This window comes from Phormidium sp. FACHB-592, assembly GCF_014695795.1.
Classification (GTDB): domain Bacteria; phylum Cyanobacteriota; class Cyanobacteriia; order Leptolyngbyales; family Leptolyngbyaceae; genus Stenomitos.
The window spans coordinates 1-19,149 of the sequence record NZ_JACJOZ010000109.1 but is presented as its reverse complement, the minus strand read 5'-3'; the positions used below and the strand labels follow the sequence as shown (position 1 = coordinate 19,149).

The window sequence follows — 19,149 nt, the reverse complement described above, 5'->3', positions numbered from 1 at the left end:
CTGGCAGGCTTAATTGCGTATACCTATCAGGAGAAAAAACCCTCCTTGAACTTGGAGTGCAAAGGCTTGCCTGCACTGCCTCCGGTTGTCTTCTAACCCCGTCGAACTCACGTTGAGTTATAGCAACGGAAAAATTTTGGTCGTTAAGGCTGAAACCCAGATTGGCGTAGCGCTCGGAGTTGCTGTTTCTTACCAACCTGTTCTCGGTTGAAGTAGTACCGCCCATAGACATTGATGTGAGCATGACGAGTGGGCCAGATCTGTTTCAACGCTTCGTCACCTGGAAACTGCCCCTCCTGCTTCAATTGTTGAACCACCTGTTCGATATAAACCGAGTTCCAAACAATCACCGCGTTCGTGACTAAATTTAGACAGCCCACCTGATTGTGGAGTTGTTCATCCTGCTGCGCTCGAATTTCTCCCTGATTGGCGTAACACAGATGCGAGCGGAGGCTATGCAAAGCTTCTCCTTTGTTGAGCTGTCGATTTAGCCGACGGCGATTGTTTTCATCGGCATACCAACGCAGAATGTGAATCGTTTTGATTAACCTGCCATACTCCTGAAGCGCCTGTGTGAGCGGATGTTTGCGTGGAAAAGCCTGCAACTTTTGCAGCAGCAGCGAAGCTGTGACCCACCCTTGTTTGAGTGAACCCGCTAACCGTAGCATGTCATCCCAATGCTGGGAAATCCGTTCTTGATTGATGACATGGGGTGGGGTCCTTGAAGGGTTGCTGTCATGAGATGCAATTAGCCCAAAACCCTTGCTGTGATTGGGGCCTAGCGGCTGATTTTTCCAAGGTGCCGACCTTCTACACACTCTGATTGATAAGTTTAGGTTATCTACTCTGCTGAGGTTTTACGCTCTCTAAAGCAGTCATTTAGAGGCGTAGCATGAAGCGAAAATGGGAGAACGAGGAGCTAACTGAGCATTGGAGTCTTGATAGCTAGGAGAGGGAACTGGTTGCTCAAAAGAAGGGAGCTAACCGTTTAGGGTTCGCGCTGCTGCTGAAGTTCTTTCAATGGCAGGGGCGGTTTCCAGAAAAGAAGAATGAGATTCCTCGCGTTGTGCAAGAATTTGTCGCCCAACAATTGGGCATTTCTGCCAGCCTTTACCAGGAGTACGATTGGCAAGGACGAGCCAGCCACTATCGTCGAGCCGAAATCCGGCAATTGCTTCAGTTCCGTCCTGTTCAGGCGCCAGATTTTGACGAGTTGCGTCAGTGGCTTATCGATGTTGTCTTACCCAAGGAAGTCGATGCTCGTCGCATCCAACAGTCACTCTATGAGGAGCTAAAGACGCGTAAGATTGAACCTCCGACCTCTGGACGCATGGCGCGTCTACTCAACTCAGCCAAGCGCCAGTTTGAGATACAGCTTTGTGCGGCTATCAGCGAGCGCATTGCCGAGTCTTGCCGAAAGGCGTTGGATGATTTAACGGGACCTCAAGAAGATTCCTACCTCCTGGACCCCCACGAGATCCGGCTCAATCAACTGAAAGAGGAGGTTGGATCTGCTACGGTGAAGAGCTTGGAAGCGGAGTTGTCGAAACTCGAAATTCTTCAAACAGTCGGACTTCCTAGCGATCTGTTCACGAACTTGTGCGACAGTATTGTGGAGCGATACCGATTGCGGGTTGAGACGGAGACGCTGACCGAATTAAGACAACACCCTGAGCCGATTCGATACACCCTACTGGCGGCATTTTGCTCCTTACGCTTGCAAGAGGTCATCGACAACATCGTTGAGCTTCTGCTGCAACTGGTGAATCGCCTGGAACGACGGAGTCGTAAGCGAGTCACTGAAGAAGTGGTCGCCAAAGCGCAAAGTAGCACTGACCACGACAAAATCCTGTATCAGATCGCTCTGGCTGCTCTGGCCGAACCGGAGGGCTTGGTCAAGGACGTGATTTACCCCATTGCGGGAGAGGAGACGCTGGAAAAGCTGGTAGACAGTTTGAGTGGGGGAGAGAGCTTTCGAGAACGGCTTCATGCTCGCCTGCGCTCTGCCTATAACCACCATTACCGTCGGATGCTGCCCTTGATTCTCAAAGCATTGGAGTTCCGATGTGATAGCCCACAAACGCAACCGGTCATGGCAGCACTGCAACTTTTGAAGGATTACGCGGACACCCCCTCTCGCACGCCTTACCCAGCCGATAGAACCGTACCTATTGAAGGAGTTCTCAGTTCCACATGGCAATCCGTCGCGGTCAGTACCGGAGAGAACGGCGAACCTCAGGTTGACTGGGTCGCGTATGAATTGGGTGTGCTCCAAACCGTCCGGGACAAATTGCGCTGCAAGGAGATCTGGGTAGATGGAGCCAAGCGCTACCGGAATCCGGATGAAGATTTGCCGCAAGACTTTGAGACCAAGCGAGCGACCTATTATCAGGACTTGCAGCAACCCCTGGAGGTTGAATCCTTTATCTCCAAAATTCAGCAGGACATGGCTCAAGCCCTAGAGCAATTTAATGCGGGGCTACCCACCAATTCTAAAGTGGACATTTCCTCGACTCGTGACGGGTGGATTCGCTTGACGCCTCTGGAGGCGCAACCGGAACCAGAACAGTTGAGAAAGTTGAAGAAAGAACTCAATCGGCGCTGGTCCACGGTTCCTTTACTGGACATCCTCAAAGAAACCGAATTTCGGCTCCAGTTCACGACCCATTTTCGTAGCACTGGTAGCCGGGAAATCCTTGACTCCGTTGAGCTACAGAAACGTCTGCTGTTGTGCCTGTACGCCTTAGGAACGAATCTTGGCATCAAACGAATTGCACCGTCAGATCATGGCGTCGGCTACTTTGATTTGCACTATGTCCGCCGCAAGTTTTTGAGTAAGGCGGCACTCCGGCAAGCTATCACCGATGTGGCGGATGCCGTGTTCCGCGTTCGCTTGCCTCACATTTGGGGGGATGGCACCACAGCTTGTGCCTCAGACTCCAAGCAGTTTGGCACCTGGGACCAGAACCTCATGACCGAGTGGCACCCACGCTATCAACGACGGGGTGTGATGATTTACTGGCATGTGGAGAAGAAGTCGGTTTGCGTCTATTCCCAACTCAAGCGCTGTTCCTCCTCTGAGGTTGCGGCTATGATCCAGGGCGTGCTACGCCACTGTAGCCAAATGGCTATCGATAAAAACTACGTCGATACGCACGGTCAAAGTGAAGTTGGCTTTGCCTTTTGCTATCTCCTCGGCTTCCAACTCATGCCACGCATCAAAGGCATTCACCAGCAAAAACTGTACCTGCCCGATAAAGGTCAATCCCAGTCTTATCCTCATCTTCAGGCAATTATCAAACGCCCTATCCGGTGGCGATTGATCCGGGAGCAGTATGACATGATGGTCAAGTTTGCCACCGCTCTTAAACAAGGAACGGCTGAGCCAGAGGTAATCTTATCCCGGTTCACGCGCAACAACGTCAAACACCCGGTCTACTTAGCTTTAGCGGAACTGGGGAGAGCTATCAAAACGATCTTTCTATGTCGTTATCTGCATGATGAGCGCATGCGCCAGGAGATCCAGGAGGGCTTGAATGTCGTTGAAAACTGGAATAGTGCCAATGACTTCATCTTCTATGGCAAGAGCGGTGACTTTACGTCTGCTCCCGTTGTGTTGAAGGAAATCTCCATGCTTTGTTTACACCTGCTCCAGGTGAGTTTGGTTTACATCAACACCTTGCTGATTCAGCAAATTTTGTCCGAACCGGACTGGATGGGGCAAATGGGTGTGAATGAACTCAGAGCCTTAACGCCGCTTATTTATGCCCATGTCAATCCGTATGGCGTCTTTCGGCTCAACATGACAGAACGACTGCAAATCGAATCCCTTGCCAGCTAACGTTAATCTTTCGCTCCTCTAGCTCCTCTAATTGACGTTGTTAGCCAGGGCGATCTAACCCTGGCGACCTGGAATTTTCTGGCTCAATCTCTATAAGCCAAACTTATGAAAAAAGCGCAAAAATAGAGGGTTCTCCCCGCTGGTATGGGCTAATTGCATCTCATGACAGCAACCCTTCAATGACCCCAGCGAGCCGTCGCTGACTTACTCGAAAAGGCAGCACTACCGTCAGGCATCACGGAACGCTTCGATGCACTGGTGACCTATGGGTTGAGTGGTACGACGCTCTATCGTCATCGGGATCTGTGGCATCCGAGGCATTTACAAAACGCAACAATGGGCGCACTTCAGAGTGATGTGGGGCTGGATTGCGCGTGGGCGGCAGCCAGCCCCACCAGTCACACAAACTTATTGGGTGAAAGTGGGTGTAAGACACTGCCTGAAGGGGTTTCTAGCCCTTTGGAAAGTTTAGAACCATGGGCGATCGGGTGTAAGAGCAGTCTCAGCGGGGCTTTGAGTCCGGCTGAGACCAGAAATATGACGCAGGCGGAGGGGATTGCCTATATCAAACAGGTGTTGCACCAGGTCAAGGCTAGACGGCAGCTGGAAACAGCGCAGAAACGACAGCGGCTGGAATGGCGCAACCAGCTTTCGCTGCCGTTTAGTGAGGCACCAGAGTAAGCGGGCGCACTGAGCCCAGCGCTCAACCGCAAGCAAGTGAGAGCGGTTCAGCTTCGCTGACCACTTTGGGCGCGGTTGTCTCTCTACCCCTAGCAAATCGGTCTGAAGCCTGCGAAGATCGAACCGGAATAGCTCATTACTACCGCGGCACTGAATAGCCACTGATGTCTTCCCTCACTACTCCCCCTGGTCAGCTGCGTCTACCCCTCTTGGGCGAAACCCTTGCCTTCCTCCGTGATCCTGACTTTGCCAAGAAGCGCCATCGGCAGTACGGTCCGATCTTTAAGACGCAGCTACTGGGCAACCCAACTGTCTTTCTGAAGGGTGCGGCGGCGAATGACTTCGTCCTGTCTCACGAAAACCAGTTTTTCGTCGTCAGTTGGCCGCCTAGCGTGAAGCGACTCTTAGGTCCGCTGTCGCTGGCACTGCAAACAGGTGCGCTGCATCTACAGCGGCGCAAGCTGCTGGCACAAGCCTTTCAGCCCCGTGCCTTGGCAGGTTATGTCCCCGTGCTGGCGGCGATCAGTGAGCAGTACCTGGAGCGCTGGGTCGCGCTGGAAACGTTGACCTGGTACCCGGAGCTCCGAAACTATACGTTTGACATTGCCGGTAAGCTGCTGATTGGTCTGGATGACGCTGCTCAAACAGAGTTGGGGCACTGGTTTGCAACCTGGTGTGAGGGGCTGTTCAGTCTGCCGTTGCGCTTACCTTGGACGCGCTTTGGCAAGGCTTTCCGTTGCCGTGAGCAATTGCTCACGGGCCTAGAGACGCTGATCCGGGAGCGGCAACAGGCGGGCAGTCAGGGCAGTGATGCCTTGGGGGTACTGCTGCGGGCGCGCGATGAGGACGGTCAACCGTTAGGGTTGGAAGAACTCAAAGATCAAGTGTTGCTGCTGCTGTTTGCGGGACATGAAACGCTGACTTCGGCGCTGGCCTCTTTCTGCTTGCTCCTGGCGCAGCATCCAGCGGTCAAGGACAGGGCGAGAGCGGAACAGTCCCAATTTAGAGGCGTACCGCTCTCGCTGGAAACGTTAAAGCAGATGACTTACCTGGAGCAGGTCTTGAAGGAGGTACTGCGGTGCATTGCGCCGGTAGGCGGCGGTTTTCGGCAGGTCTTGCAGTCATGTGAGTTTGGCGGGTTCCTGCTGCCCCAGGGTTGGAGCGTGCTCTATGAGATCAATTTGACTCACCAGGACAGCGAGCTTTTTCTGGCACCGGAGCAGTTTGACCCGGGGCGCTTTAGCCCGGAACGGGCGGAGGATAAGGTCAAGCCGTTTAGTCATGTGCCGTTTGGCGGCGGCGTCCGGGAGTGCTTGGGGAAGGAATTTGCGCGTCTGGAACTGAAGCTCTTTGCGGCTAAACTCTTGCAGGGGTATGACTGGAGTTTGTTGCCTCAGGATCTGACGCTGGTGACGGTGCCCACGCCCCACCCCAAAGACGGTCTGAAGGTGCGGTTTTACCGCCAGCCGCTGCAGGGCCTTTCAGCCGCGACTGACAGTAGCGTGCCGATGGCCTAACGGCCCCGCGCCGTAGAGGTGCCGCTACTGAGACGCTCTTCGAGCGATGCTTTGAAACGCAATGCAAATAAGGCTTTCCAGCCCATCGAACATTTTTTTGGTTCGTAAGTCACCTTTGTCTAGCAATGGAGAAATTTTGGTCGCTAAGGCTAGAAAGCTTGCTGCTGAAGACTTTTAGCAATCACTCGGATTTAGTACTTAACAGTCTGAACTGTCCCATTTCCGCCTGTAAACGGGACAGCCGATGCCGCAAAAGCTTGATTCTACGTTGGGACTGTCTGCTCATTGACAACAAGCCAAGCATCGCAAACGGGACAGTTATCCTTAACGACCCTTTTGTCGCCGCTGCTAGACAAAGGCGAAGGACTGAGAAACTGCTTACCATCAGACTCGTGTATCGCGTCGTGGAAGCTGCCTTTTCGAGGGGCCATGTGAAAAAACCCAGAGACGCTGCCAGCTCAACCCCCTGTGTTCACTTGTTGGGCTTGACCGCAGCCTTACTGGCTCGCCCGACCAGGGGATGATAAACCCGAATGGCTTGAATGGGTAAGGGGTGACCGTCACTGGAAAGCACCTCAAGGGTATGCCTGCGATTGGTCAACCCTTGAGCCAGTGTGGTTGTTTGCTCCAGCGTCGGGTCTGGATTGGAGCGGGGCGTATAGGTGTCCACAAAATGTGGCACAATCGACCACCGAATCTGGAAACCGTCGGTCACCGAAACATTTGTGAGTGGGGCCAGCCACCAGGCACTTTGATCAATGACCACGCGCCCAGAACGAGAAATAAACGGGTGCTCTGCATAGGAGCCAGCACCATCCTCCCCAGTCACACTCCCAGTCACGGTGAAAGCAAAGTCAGTATTAGAGCGGAAATGAGTGAGCGTGACCGTCCAATCCTCTACCTGCAAGGGCGTCTGAGCGCGCACCCGCATCAGCGCTCCGACTTCCCAGGGCCAATCCTTGCCTGTCTCAGGCGACTCAATCCAGTCGGCCGCCAACTGACCATTGGGACGGGTCATGCTATACAGCTCTGGAAATGTAGAGGGTTTGCGGCCATCAATCCGAATGCGACCGCTGGCGCCAGTCAGCTGGGCGGCAGACGCAATGACATCAATGCGATTGCCCACAAAGGGCAAGGTCAGTTTTCCATCTCTAAAGAAAATATCCTTGCCCACCACGTAAGTCCGCACCAGTGCATCAGGGTCAGACGGCTGCGCTGGCTGATAGATGAGATACCGCTTGACCAGCTCAGCCATCAGCCAGTTACCGTGGGCATTCAGGTGGCCGTCGTCTACCAGCAACTGGCTGAGTAAATAGTTATGCTCCCGCAGATAACGCAGCCAAGGATGCCGAATATCGACGAAGCCGCTATGATAGCGCCGCGCGAAGTGCGGGATAAACCCATCGGACATCTTGTCACTCCAGGCGGATGGGCCTGTGTAGTAGTCCGTGAGCAGCAGCACTTCTGCTGTGGTGGTGGCACGCACTTTACGGATGATCTTCTCATAATCAAGATGAGAGCCATACACATGGAAGATGAGTAGATCGGGATAGAACGGATAGAGGTCATGCTCGGCTGGAGCAACCAAACATTGAGAGGCACACCCGCCGATCGAGCGATTTTTGATCACGAAGTTAGTGTTGGGAAAGCGCGCGCGTAAATCAGCGGCCACGGCACGTGACCAGGCCTGCTTCGTCGTCGATTGGCCATAAAAAAGAATGCGAACGGTTTGCCGCTGTTGCGGGCTGCTATTTGCCATCAACGCCATTGTCCGCTGGATGTGAGCGCCTAAACTGGAGGGGTTAGCAGGCGGGGCAGGGGGTGGATAGGCTTGAACGGCGAAGCCAGAGCAGCAAAGCGCGCTCACCGTCACGATTGTCCAAACCCATCTGTTTTTCACTGGCTTGCTACACTTTTCAGCATGAAACTTTTGCCTTTTAACAGCATAAGGGCACCACAAGTGCTTTGACCCAACGGTTCGTCAAGCGACAGCCGCTAGGGCTGCCATGCGGGTCGGAGACCCATGCAGGCAATTCAGGGTCATGGAAGACCGAGAATGCCTAGCGTCTAAGCTTTCTAGCGGTGCAAACCTGCTCAAAACATCTAGCGGTCAGGCAGCCAACACCGCCAAGGCAAGCAGTGTCAAGCTTTGCATCGTACACTTTGGACTCAATTTGACCTTGCGGGCCTACCAAAGGCAGTCGTACACCTGACGCTTTGGTACCCTTCTACGGGCTGAAAGCCTTTGTTGTTGTGGATGAATGGCCTGTTCGGCAATGAACCAATGCAAGCGTGGCTGCAAAAGCCTTTGCAGTGCATCGTGATACCAAATTGCATGCATGGGTCTCCGACCCGGTCTAGCGCCAAGTTTTCAGACCCCGCTTTTGCCATCAGCGACTGCAAGCCGCTCCAAATGACTGAAGGTCCCGATGGCTAAGGCGGTCTACTGGCTGATGGGTTGAAGTGGCCCAGCCCCAAGCGTCGCTTGTATGAGTTCGGACCTTACGACTAGCCTGGACGCGTTTAGCGCCACCGATATCATGCTATAGGCTGCATGTGCTGGGTCGTTCAAGGGGAGCTTATATGCGAAACGGTAGAGCGTTCTGGGTGGGCATGGTGGCGGTGCTGGTGCTAGCCGTTTGGCAAGTTGGAGCCGCACCACGCCCTGTCCACATCCTGCCTCTGGGTGATTCGATTACTCAAGGTGGGCGAACGGACCGCGAAGAGTATACTTACCGCTTACCCTTACAGCGGTTATTAATCGAGGCGGGTGTGCCCTTTGTGTTCATTGGGTCGATGAGGACGGGGCTACAGCCAGAGGCTACTTGGCCAGCAGTGGCTCCTGGTGTGCAGTTTGATCGCCATCATGAAGGACACTATGGCTGGAAAACGGCTGCTGTGCGTGATCAGTTGGCGACTTGGTTGCCGTTATATGCTTGCCCGGATATCGTGCTGATTCATCTGGGGACTAATGACCAGGAGGCTGCTAACAGCACTGCTAACGCAGTCGAGGCCAAGGCGCTTTTGACTCAGGCGATCGTGGCACCGTTGGAGGATATCATCGGTATCCTGCGGACGCGGAACCCCAAGGTGTTGATCCTGGTAGGGCATTTAAACTTCGATAGTGACACTGCGAGGCAAATTCGTTCGTTGGTCGAGTCCATGGCGAGTAGACTCTCCACACCAGCGTCACCGATCAGGACTGTGCCTCATTATCTTGGCTTTAGAGCGGCACCTGGTCCTGGCAGTGACACCTTCGACTGGGCACATCCCAATCCTCAGGGGCAGCAGAAAATGGCTCTAGCCTGGTTCAAAGCCATGAAGTCCTATTTACCCCTGTGTTCCACTCCAGTCCCCAAAGGGCAATAGCGGTGCCTTCCTATCGCTCAACGCCATCTGTACAGCTTTGTGATCGGCTTAGTGATAGCAACGGATGCTGTTGGTGAATGTATGACAACCGCTCTTACAAGAAGACTACAAGAATTGGTTAGCAACGAAGAATCGGGCCTTTTCAGCGTCTGTCACTTTTTTGTCGTTCTGCTCATAGCACATTCGCCAACGGCATCCGCTGCTATCACTAGGCCTAATCGGCGAGTGCCTGTGGCGAAAGGCTGTCTCGACCAAGAACACAATGATTAATCGGGACCTGACCGCGATTGCCACGTAAAAGAGGGACGTGAGCGATCCTACCGCCACCGCTTTTGAGGGGTGTACTAGTGGCTGTGGACTGAAATTGGACTTTTTTGACTCGAAAAGCGGTAGTAAAGCAGTCTTTTTTCCTGTTTTCAACGCCTGCAAGCCCGATGCTGCCGTGGCACCGTTGCTCCGGGGTGCAACGGTGCCACGCGATCAATCCCTCTAGCCTTGCTTTGCTTTGTACACCCTTAAGTGACAGCAGTATGCGGCTTTGACGTCTAGACGATCGCACTCACTTCCCCTACACATTGCCCTCATTGCTCCCATCAACTGACCACTGACAATGGCTACTTTCGGCTACCAAAACCAGCACCGAGATGCCTGACAAGCTCTGTAACTTTTGGGCTCTGCTTCAGATTAGCCTGCACCCAATGACATTCTTTTGAGAGCAATGCATTGCTCCCCGCTTTGCCAAAGCTGGGCCATACCGTCTTGGACACCAGTCCCGATTAACCTAAATGGCTTGCACCCTAGCTTCGATCTGTGCCTCTAGGTGCTGTAGTGGCTGCTGGCTGGCTGCGCTCATCTCGCTCTCCCTCTGGAAACTTGCGATGCATATTACGGCGATCGCCAAACCGTAGTGCAGGGGTAGCAAGAAATGGGTAGCAAAGGTCGTAGTCTGAAAGCCTCTTACAGCAGCAGTTGCTTCTGGTCTAAAAGGGGTAACCAAAAGGACTCTTTGTTCGACTGGGTAAGAGCAGCAAGAAGTGGAACAGTTGCCAGAATACAGTCTTGTTTATGAATCAGGCATGAATACGTTGAGAAGCTTGCTTGAAGGCAGCACTTAGCAGATGCCACTGGGGAACCCTTTGCTTAAGCCCGCGCGTTCAGTTATAGCGCTACAACTGAACGCGCGGGCTTTGGCACCACAGCCTCTAGTTGCCAGCCAAGCACCGCAGCCATCCGCACCCTTTACCCCGCCACCTTGTCATGGAAGCAGCCTTTTCGTCTACTGCCAGTCTTCAGCCACTGTCTACCGCCAGTGCACTGAGTGCAGCTGCTCTGCTGACGACAGCGCTGTCGCCTGGAGTGGCAGCAGACTTACAACCCACTCTTGTTCACGCATCCAGTCTGGTTTTTCTTGCTCCAGGTGTGAAGGACTACCAGCGCTTACTGGCAGGTGTACAGCCCGGTACGGAAGTGCATTGGCTCCACTCAGCGCAGGATGCCATTGCTCAAATCACCCAAACCTTGTTGGGACGGACTGGCATCACCAGTCTCCATCTCGTCTCGCATGGTCAAGCCGGTGCTTTGGCCTTGGGCAGTAAGGGGCTCAGTCTGTCTAACCTCCACAACTACAGCAGTGAATTGCAGTCGTGGGGTCACGCACTCACCGACGATGCCGATATCTTGCTGTATGGCTGTGATGTTGCTCAGGGCACGATTGGTCAGTCCTTCGTCCAACAGTTTGCCCAACTCACCGGAGCTGACATCGCTGCATCAGATGACCGGACAGGCAACGCTGCTTTGGGTGGCAACTGGACATTAGAGGTGAATATAGGCCACGTCGATGCGCCGCTGGCGTTCTTGCCCATAACGATGCAGAGTTACGGTGGGGTGTTGGATGATGCGGTTTTTGCTAGTGCCCAGCAGTTTGGCGGGGGGGCACTCGACTCAAATTCTAAAACTTTTGTCGACGGGGCAGGGAATGTTTATACTGTCGGCTCTTTCTTTGGCACCGTTGATTTTGACCCTGGAGTCGAAGCGTTTGCCCTCACCAGTGCAGGTTTCGATGATATTTTTGTCAGCAAGCTGGATGGGAACGGCAATTTCGTTTGGGCAAAGCGTATAGGCAGCAGTAGTCATTACGACCAAGCCACTGGCATCAGCGTGGATGGTGGCGGCAACGTCTACACTACGGGCTACTTTCAAGGTACTGCTGACTTCGATCCGGGCATAGGTACCTTAAACCTCACCAGCGCAGGTGGCACTGATATTTTTGTCAGCAAGCTGGATGCGAGTGGCAACTTTGTCTGGGCCAAACGCATGGGTAGCATTAGTGGTGACTATGCCAGTGGTATTAATGTGGACGTGAGTGGCAATATTTACACCACGGGCTACTACAGTGGCACAGTCGACTTCGATCCGGGTACGAGTACCACAAACCTCACCAGTACGCGCGGTAGCTTTGACATCTTTGTCAACAAGCTGGATGCGAGCGGCAACTTTGTCTGGGCCAAAGGCATGGGCAGCGGCAGTGATGACTTCGGCACTGGCATCAGCGTCGATAGTAATGGCAATGTCTACACTACAGGCTATTATTACGAGGGCACGGTCGACTTCGACCCGGGTGCGGGTACCACGAACCTCACCAATACGGGCGGCAGTGACACCTTTGTCAGCAAGTTGGATGCGAGCGGCAACTTTGTCTGGGCCAAAGGCATGGGCAGCGGCAGTAGTTCCGTCATTGCTAGAGGTATCAGCGTCGATAGTAATGGCAATGTCTACACCACAGGTTCCTTTTCGGGCACAGCCGATTTCGACCCAGGTGCGGATACCACAAACCTCACCAGTACGGGCGCCGGCAGTGACATCTTTGTCAGCAAGCTGGATGCGAGCGGCAACTTTGTCTGGGCCAAAGGCATGGGTGGCAATAGCACCGACCAAGCCAACGGCATCAGCGTTGATAGTAATAGTAATGTTTACACTACAGGCTACTACGGTGGCACGGTCGATTTTGACCCGGGTGCGGGTACCACGAACCTCACCAGTACGGGCGCCGGCAGTGACATCTTTGTCAGCAAGCTGGATGCGAGCGGCAACTTTGTCTGGGCCAAAGGCATGGGTGGCAATGGCACCGACCAAGCTAACGGCATTAGCGTCGATAGTAATGGTAATGTCTACACAACGGGCACCTTCAACGATACGGTTGACTTCGACCCAGGTACGGACACGTTTAACCTGGCACCGGGCGGCATAGCTAGCATTTTCCTCTCCAAGCTTGATACTGCGGGTAACTTGGTTCAGGCGCAGCAGTTTACTGGGGGTTCACTCGGCTTAACACCTAAAACTGTGGTCGACCGTGAGGGGAGCGTTTACACCGTTGGCTCCTTCTATGGCACCGTTGATTTTGACCCTGGAGTCGGGTTGTTTACTCTCACCAGTGCAGGTGGCGCTGACATTTTTATCAGTAAACTCAACAGCAGTGGCAACTTTGTCTGGGCGAAAGGTCTGGGCGGCAGTATTTATGATGACAGTGCCAACGGCATCAGCATTGACAGTAATGGTAATGTCTACACCACGGGCTCCTTTCAAGGTACTGCTGACTTCGATCCGGGCATAGGTATCATGAACCTCACCAGTACAGGTAGCAATGAAGTTTTTGTGAGCAAGCTGGATGCGAGCGGCAACTTTGTCTGGGCCAAAGGCATGGGCGGTAGTAGTGATGACGCTGCTACGGGTATTAGCGTCGATACCAGTGGCAATGTCTACACCACGGGCTTCTTTCAAGGTACTGCTGACTTCGATCCGGGCACAGGTACCCTCAACCTCACCAGTACAGGTAGCAATGAAGTTTTTGTGAGCAAGCTGGATGCGAGCGGCAACTTTGTCTGGGTCAAGCGCATGGGCAATAGTTATGCCATTGCTAGAGACATTGATGTGGATAGCAGTGGCAACGTCTACACCACGGGCTCCTTCTACGGCACCGTTGACTTCGACCCAGGCATGGGCACTACGAACCTCTCTAGTGTAGGTAACTCAGATATTTTTGTGAGCAAGCTGGATGCAAGCGGCAACTTTGTCTGGGTCAAGCGTATGGGTGTGTTTTACGAGGTCACTGGTATTAGCGTGGATAGCAGTGGCAACGTCTACACCACGGGCTCCTTCTACGGCACCGTTGACTTCGACCCAGGCATGGGCACTACGAACCTCACTAGTGTAGGTAACTCAGATATTTTTGTGAGCAAGCTGGATGCAAGCGGCAACTTTGTCTGGGCCAAGCGCATGGGCGGTAGTCTTGCTGACAAAGCCAGCAGCATCAGCGTGGATAGTAGTGGCAATGTCTACACTACGGGTTACTTTCAAGGCACAGCCGATTTTGACCCAGGTAAAGGTACCTTCACCTTAGCGCCCGAAGGTACTTTCACCGTAGTAGATGGCAGGTTCACCCTGTTACCAGGCAGCACGACTAATATTTTCCTCTCCAAGCTGTCTCAGGTGATCACTCCAATAGTCACTCTCAGCAGCACTAGTAACCGCACTGAAGGCAATAGCGGCACCACTGCCTACACCTTTACCGTGAACCTCTCGAACACGAGTGCCGAGACGGTCACCGTCAACTACACTACAGCGGATGGTACGGCAACCGTTGCTGACAATGACTACACAGCAGTATCGGGTGTGCTCACCTTCAATCCGGGTGAGACGAGCAAAACCATCACTGTGGCTGTGAAGGGTGACACCAAGGTTGAGCAAGAAGAAACCTTCCTGGTAAAGCTGCTCAGTTCGTCCAATGCAATGATCGCCTCTGACGCAAACATAAGGGTGGGCACGATCGCTAACGATGACCAGGTTCAGTTGCTGTGGCGCGACCGTATAAGCGGACAGAACGTGGTTTGGCAGTTGAACAACTCGACCTTACAGAGCAGCTACTACCTGCCCACTGTTGCTGATGCCAACTGGCAGATCATCAGCACTGCTGACTTTGATCGCGACGGCAACGCTGACCTCCTCTGGCGCAACCAGCGTACAGGCGAGAATGCCATCTGGCAAATGAACAGCACCGGGCTCCAAAGTGGCTACTACCTCGCCACGATTGCTGACCTGAACTGGCAGCTCCTGGGCACCGACGACTTCAATGGGGACGGGACCGCCGACCTCCTGTGGCATCATCAAGCGACGGGCCAGAATGCCATCTGGCAGATGAGCGGCTTTAGCACCCAAACCGCAGCGCTGCTTACTACAGTGGCAGATTTGAATTGGCAGATTATCAGTACGGCTGACTTTGACAACGATGGGAAAGCTGACCTGCTGTGGCGTCACCGGGTGACGGGCGAGAACGCCATCTGGCAAATGAATGGTTTGACGACCAAGAGCGCCTTCTACATCAATACTGTGGCAGATACAAACTGGCAGGTAGCGGGCACGGCTGATTTTGACCATGATGGCCTTGCGGATATCGTCTGGCGCAACCGGGCGACCGGTGAGAATGCGATCTGGCAGATGAACCGCACGGGGTTACAAAGCGGTTACTTCGTCACAGCAGCACCGGATGTGAACTGGCAGTTGGTAGGTGTCGCTGACTTGGGTGGCGACCGCACCCCGGACTTCCTCTGGCGTAATGCGGCGACGGGGCAAACGGGGCTTTGGCAACTGAGTGGTTTTAGCTATGTGCAAGCGTATCAACTCCCCAACACATCCAGTGATTGGAGCGTGCGACCATTCACGCTCGCTTAGTTTAAGACGGGCACTGTACACGGGCACGTGTTTGACCACCGGTCACGCTGCGTATCAAAGTAAGCCCTAGCCTCAAAAGGCAGTCCCTTCGAGCCTTGCTACTAAAGCTGACATGTCGTTGGTTAGTTGCGGGTTTTGCAACTAACCAACGAAAGAATCGGCATCCTAGCCTATGCGTAGGAGCTAATAGGAACGAGAGAATCGGGGTTGCAGACTATAACTGAACGGTGATTTATGCCAGTTCTAGTTCCCAAATGGTAGCGAAGCCCCAAACAAGCTGTATGAAATGCTCAATTTGTGGACGCACGTTGAATGCCCCGGGCGACCCTCTCGCGGGCGATTGTGGCGGCGACTGTTGGGGCTGCGTTGGCGAAATTGAAGCAGAAGCAGGTTGGGAGCCTTCACTGTCCATGGTGCGACGAGAATTCATATCTGGTCTACGCCCTGATTGGAAGGAGCCCGAAACGAAACCAAGCCAGCCGAAGGAAGAACAGAATGAAGAATGAGCCTAACAAGGCGATGGAGCCACTTATCGGAATTGGCTCATCTTCGACGTTAGCCCTCAAGTTCTCGATGAGGAATGTGCTGTAAAGATATCTGTTATGTCTGAAAATCCTCGTGTCACCATTGCAAACTGGTTCCTGGTAGAATTTATCGCTTAAGTCAGCTCAAGCAGAGCAAGAACGCAATCGTTAACGTAGTAAAGCTCGAAAAGCTCTTCTACAAAGACTTTCAGTGCTTTTAGTACCGCACTCATAAGCCCAAGGTCGCAGTCTAAAATTTTGCTGGCAAGTGCAAAGACCCTGGAGCTGTAACGTTTAGGGAGGCAACCTGAAAATCTCGTATTCCTGACGGTCAGCAGCAGCGTGATTAACTTACGGGTCAGAGAGCAAAAAAGAACCCGATCGCTCTGACCGGGTTGGTTCTGTCTCTATTGGTTTAAAGGTGCCCATTGATAAGCGTGGCTAACGATCACTTTGTGCTGCCGGTGCTGGACGCGCTCAAAACTGGCACAATCGCTAAAAGCATTACACAGCAACAGTTTTGCTTTTCCGCCAGTTCGCACCGTTGCTTACTGAGCAACTTATACTTCCGCAAAGCTTTTCAGGCACGTTTACCGGCACTGTACCAACGCGACACTTGCCATCTGCTAGTGGCACATAAAGTACTCCACCAGCCAATTTTGCAGATTGATGATTTGTTGCCATCATGTCAGAGCCGGTAGATGAACGTCGCAAGGAACAATTTAACCCCTTGTAAGCAGGTTAAAAGAGCAAGTCCTATTAGCCTTAGACACTAGGTTGGGCTCGCTATCTAGGATTCCCTGGACATTCAATCAAATCTCAGTCGTTAATTGATCTAATTCGGTCAATAGTTTAGTAATTCGATCGCGTTTCTTGCGATCGCCCCAGGTTTCACTCTTCCGCAACCGCTTGCCAATCTCACCCAATCGCTCAACCAGCACTTTCTCATGTGTCGGCTCTACTGCTGGCGCGAGTTCTTTAATTGCTGCTTTAATCTCATTCAGCGATAGGTTTTTGGTAATTGCCTGCTTGAGCAACTTAGACCGCTGCCCCTCATCTTTTACACGGGCGATCGCCTGTGCCTTGGTATATTCCAGCTTCCCCTAGCGGAGAACATTCAGCACATTTCCGGCAAATTTAGCAGCGGCAAGCGGCTAGAACGAAAGCTGTCAATGCTAAACCGACCCACTCCTGCCATCACATTTTGAACCGTTTCCAATTGGGACAAAACGTTTTGTCCCAATGCCTGACCGCGATGTTTTGCCCGATGCGCCTGATAAAACAACGAAGTCACTTCCTCTCTCGTTGTCTCTAGACTGATCGCCAGTAAATCTAACACCGCATCTGTTTCTTCCACCGGATTCAGGTCTTCCCGCTGCAAATTCTCGATCAACGCAACCTGGATCACTTGTCGATCATCCAACTTACGCACAACGATCGGAACTGCTTCTAGCCCCACTTCACGAGCTGCCCGCAACCGACGCTCTCCTGCAACCAGTTCATACTCTCCATCCTTTAGAGGGCGAACGAGAAGCGGCTCTAGAATGCCATGCTCCTTAACCGATGCAATCAGTTGAGCCAGCTTGTCAGCATCGAAAAAGCGGCGAGGCTGCTTTGTAGGCAGATGGATTTTATCAAGTGAAGCAGATTGAGACGACTGCTCAACTTGTTCAGCGGGCACCTCGCGGTTGAGAAGCGCTGCAACATTACGAAGCTGCGGTTTGAGTGCAGTTTTACGTGGTGGCACTATAGAGACTCCAAGCTTTGAGTAACAGCAGTCAGGATTGCGAGGGCAGGATGTTTGGGGTCATATAGCCCCAAAGGTAGGTGTTGCATAGAGGCATCAGCAAAGGCAACAGCCCGTGGAATAGGCAGGAAAACAGATGCAACACCGCTAAATTGCTCCGTCACAGCCTGTAAGATCTCTTTTCCTTTGCCGTACGATCATGCAGATTAGGAATGACCCCAGCAACCTTGAGTTCTGATGCGACCCCTTCCTGTTGAAGCTCATTGATTGTCCTTAACAGCAGATCCAGACCCACAAAGCTTTTATACTGCGTCTGCATCGGGATCAGGATATGGGTCGATGCCACCAGTGAGAGAATACTTAACACCCCCTACCAGTGCAGGGCTAGTTCATTGAAAAAAGGAAAAGAGGTGATGAACATCATGCGCGACTGCCCGAATTCCTTGTGTAATAGAAGCAAAGCCGTTTAAGCGCAGTAGGTTAATCGCCATCGTGCGGAGGATTGCTATGGTTTCGGGCGCATGACCGGAACACAAGGGGGCGCTATCTTCCTTAAAGACCACATCTTTAACCCAATGCAGACGATTCTCAACCTGCCAATGGTCACGAATCCGTTGGCTAAAGTGGCGTGCATCTGCCGTAATGGAACTGATATAGAACATCGTTTCGTGCATCGCTTCAGTGCCTCGAGTGCCCGTGCGCTCCACTCGAACAAAGCTTTGCACGCCCAGCCAAGCGACATTAAGTTCGTCATCCGCCGCTAAAACGTTGACGGTACGCTGAGTGATACGGTCTCGGACTTGTTCGGTTTGGTCATCCACACTTTGCACGTTGCCTTGCTCAAACTTAGTCTGAAGATGCTCGTATAGCTTGGGTTGATTCTTTTTGACGGTGATGAGGAAATCATTCCCACTGTCGAGGATCTGCTCAACCGTTTTTTTGGGTATGCAACGCATCGAGGCTAAAGCAAACGCCGCTTACATTCAAGACCTTGATCAATTGCAACACCGTCTCAATTTCACTCCCGTTCTGATTGTGCATGGGCACCAATCCCACCACAATCCCAAGGCGGATGGAGAATGCCGACACGACATTGACAAAATCTTGCAGGGTACAGTCATAGGCTACAACACTAGCCTTAATCCCTTTGCCATCCGTTGCCAGTTGCTCACCGGGTTGCAACTCTAGGGTGGTGATTGCCCAAGCGTTAAACACTACAGTTAAGGACCCGAAGGGGATACGCTCCAGCACCCGACGAAGGGTGGAATACGAAGGCAAGCGAGAATGTGGCAATGCCAGTAATTCGAGTAAAGCCGCTTGGTGGCGTTCGGCAAATTCAGCTAAGGCTCGATAACTGGTGCAACCGCTCAACGTTCCCATGACGACGAGGAGCAGAATCACCCACAACTCGTATCGCGGTTGCGTGCGGAAGTCGCGGACTTGCTTGAGATGCTCAATCAGGCTCATGTGAGACAACACAGGAGAGAGACAACAGTTTTATTCTGTTTTTTCTCTCCTTAATAAACTAGCCCTGCCCAGTGTTGGTGGGCAGTCGATCAACCCAAAATCATAGTTCTGCTCAACTGGGGCGAGCGCCTTCTTAAGACGGGTTTCTTTCGCGATCGCGGTCGCCAACCTGACATCGGCTGCACTCAACGTTAGGTTGCTAGGCACTAAGTCCATCTGATGAATGCTATGCAGAATAGGTAGAGGTGCCCGGTCTAAAATGCTTTGAGCGATCGTGTT

At 52.8% G+C, this 19,149-nt stretch carries 13 protein-coding genes and 2 pseudogenes; 7 read left to right on the top strand and 8 right to left on the bottom strand.

The genetic code is table 11. The features are described 5' to 3' along the window. Positions 1-143 precede the first annotated feature (143 nt). A complete protein-coding gene (locus H6F86_RS31200; RefSeq protein ID WP_199305622.1) occupies positions 144-818 on the bottom strand; it encodes a Tn3 family transposase in 675 nt (224 codons plus the stop codon). A 74-nt stretch (positions 819-892) separates the two neighbouring features. On the opposite strand from H6F86_RS31200, the pseudogene H6F86_RS31195 reads away from it, so the two are divergent. From H6F86_RS31195 to H6F86_RS31185, 3 genes and pseudogenes are all read left to right on the top strand, one after another. Further along, positions 893-3,841 (top strand): annotated as a pseudogene (locus H6F86_RS31195) (Tn3 family transposase). Positions 3,842-4,099: 258 nt separating this feature from the next. After that, on the top strand, positions 4,100-4,522 hold the full coding sequence (locus H6F86_RS31190; protein ID WP_190455695.1) for a hypothetical protein: 423 nt from the start codon (positions 4,100-4,102) through the stop codon (positions 4,520-4,522). Positions 4,523-4,686: 164 nt separating this feature from the next. After that, positions 4,687-6,039: a cytochrome P450 gene (locus H6F86_RS31185; protein ID WP_190455692.1), complete on the top strand. Its 1,353-nt coding sequence runs from the start codon at positions 4,687-4,689 to the stop codon at positions 6,037-6,039. 472 nt (positions 6,040-6,511) lie between these two features. Here the strand turns inward: H6F86_RS31185 and H6F86_RS31180 are convergent, their stop codons facing one another. After that, positions 6,512-7,939: an SGNH/GDSL hydrolase family protein gene (locus H6F86_RS31180; protein WP_190455690.1), complete on the bottom strand. Its 1,428-nt coding sequence runs from the start codon at positions 7,937-7,939 to the stop codon at positions 6,512-6,514. 683 nt (positions 7,940-8,622) lie between these two features. Here H6F86_RS31180 and H6F86_RS31175 point away from each other — a divergent pair. The 3 genes from H6F86_RS31175 to H6F86_RS31165 all read left to right on the top strand — a co-directional run bounded on the left by H6F86_RS31175 (position 8,623) and on the right by H6F86_RS31165 (position 15,132). After that, a complete protein-coding gene (locus H6F86_RS31175; RefSeq protein WP_190455687.1) occupies positions 8,623-9,408 on the top strand; it encodes a GDSL-type esterase/lipase family protein in 786 nt (261 codons plus the stop codon). Between the two features lie 307 nt (positions 9,409-9,715). Further along, a complete protein-coding gene (locus H6F86_RS31170) occupies positions 9,716-9,901 on the top strand; it encodes a hypothetical protein (RefSeq protein ID WP_190455684.1) in 186 nt (61 codons plus the stop codon). 764 nt (positions 9,902-10,665) lie between these two features. Continuing rightward, the gene (locus H6F86_RS31165; RefSeq protein ID WP_190455681.1) at positions 10,666-15,132 is read left to right on the top strand and encodes a DUF4347 domain-containing protein; all 4,467 of its coding nucleotides are present in this window, start codon (positions 10,666-10,668) and stop codon (positions 15,130-15,132) included. Between the two features lie 232 nt (positions 15,133-15,364). Here the strand turns inward: H6F86_RS31165 and H6F86_RS31160 are convergent, their stop codons facing one another. Further along, on the bottom strand, positions 15,365-15,562 hold the full coding sequence (locus H6F86_RS31160) for a hypothetical protein (protein ID WP_190455678.1): 198 nt from the start codon (positions 15,560-15,562) through the stop codon (positions 15,365-15,367). A 531-nt stretch (positions 15,563-16,093) separates the two neighbouring features. On the opposite strand from H6F86_RS31160, the gene H6F86_RS31155 reads away from it, so the two are divergent. After that, positions 16,094-16,357, top strand: coding sequence for a hypothetical protein (locus tag H6F86_RS31155; protein WP_190455676.1), 264 nt, complete (start codon positions 16,094-16,096; stop codon positions 16,355-16,357). Positions 16,358-16,468: 111 nt separating this feature from the next. On the opposite strand, the gene H6F86_RS31150 is transcribed toward H6F86_RS31155, so the two are convergent. The 5 genes and pseudogenes from H6F86_RS31150 to H6F86_RS31125 form a co-directional block, all read right to left on the bottom strand. After that, positions 16,469-16,693 carry a hypothetical protein gene (locus H6F86_RS31150; RefSeq protein WP_190455673.1) on the bottom strand — a complete coding sequence of 75 codons (225 nt, stop codon included), beginning with the start codon at positions 16,691-16,693 and terminating at the stop codon, positions 16,469-16,471. Between the two features lie 80 nt (positions 16,694-16,773). Beyond that, complete coding sequence (locus H6F86_RS33055) at positions 16,774-17,403, bottom strand: ParB/RepB/Spo0J family partition protein (protein ID WP_347241475.1); 630 nt, start codon at positions 17,401-17,403, stop codon at positions 16,774-16,776. Then, the gene (locus H6F86_RS31140) at positions 17,403-17,567 is read right to left on the bottom strand and encodes a hypothetical protein (protein WP_190455671.1); all 165 of its coding nucleotides are present in this window, start codon (positions 17,565-17,567) and stop codon (positions 17,403-17,405) included. Before H6F86_RS31140 ends, H6F86_RS33055 begins: the two co-directional genes overlap by 1 nt. Positions 17,568-17,792: 225 nt before the next feature. Beyond that, a pseudogene (locus tag H6F86_RS32635) lies at positions 17,793-18,870 on the bottom strand (ISAs1 family transposase). A 30-nt stretch (positions 18,871-18,900) separates the two neighbouring features. Further along, positions 18,901-19,149: AAA family ATPase (locus H6F86_RS31125; RefSeq protein ID WP_190455661.1), on the bottom strand; the 249-nt coding region annotated here is incomplete at its 5' end.

Bases quoted from the DNA above. Each gene is read 5' to 3' on its own strand.
- H6F86_RS31185 (WP_190455692.1), top strand. From the start codon at position 4,687: ATGTCTTCCCTCACTACTCCCCCTGGTCAGCTGCGTCTACCCCTCTTG.
- H6F86_RS31175 (WP_190455687.1), top strand. From the start codon at position 8,623: ATGCGAAACGGTAGAGCGTTCTGGGTGGGCATGGTGGCGGTGCTGGTG.
- H6F86_RS31165 (WP_190455681.1), top strand. From the start codon at position 10,666: ATGGAAGCAGCCTTTTCGTCTACTGCCAGTCTTCAGCCACTGTCTACC.
- H6F86_RS31160 (WP_190455678.1), bottom strand. From the start codon at position 15,562: ATGAATTCTCGTCGCACCATGGACAGTGAAGGCTCCCAACCTGCTTCT.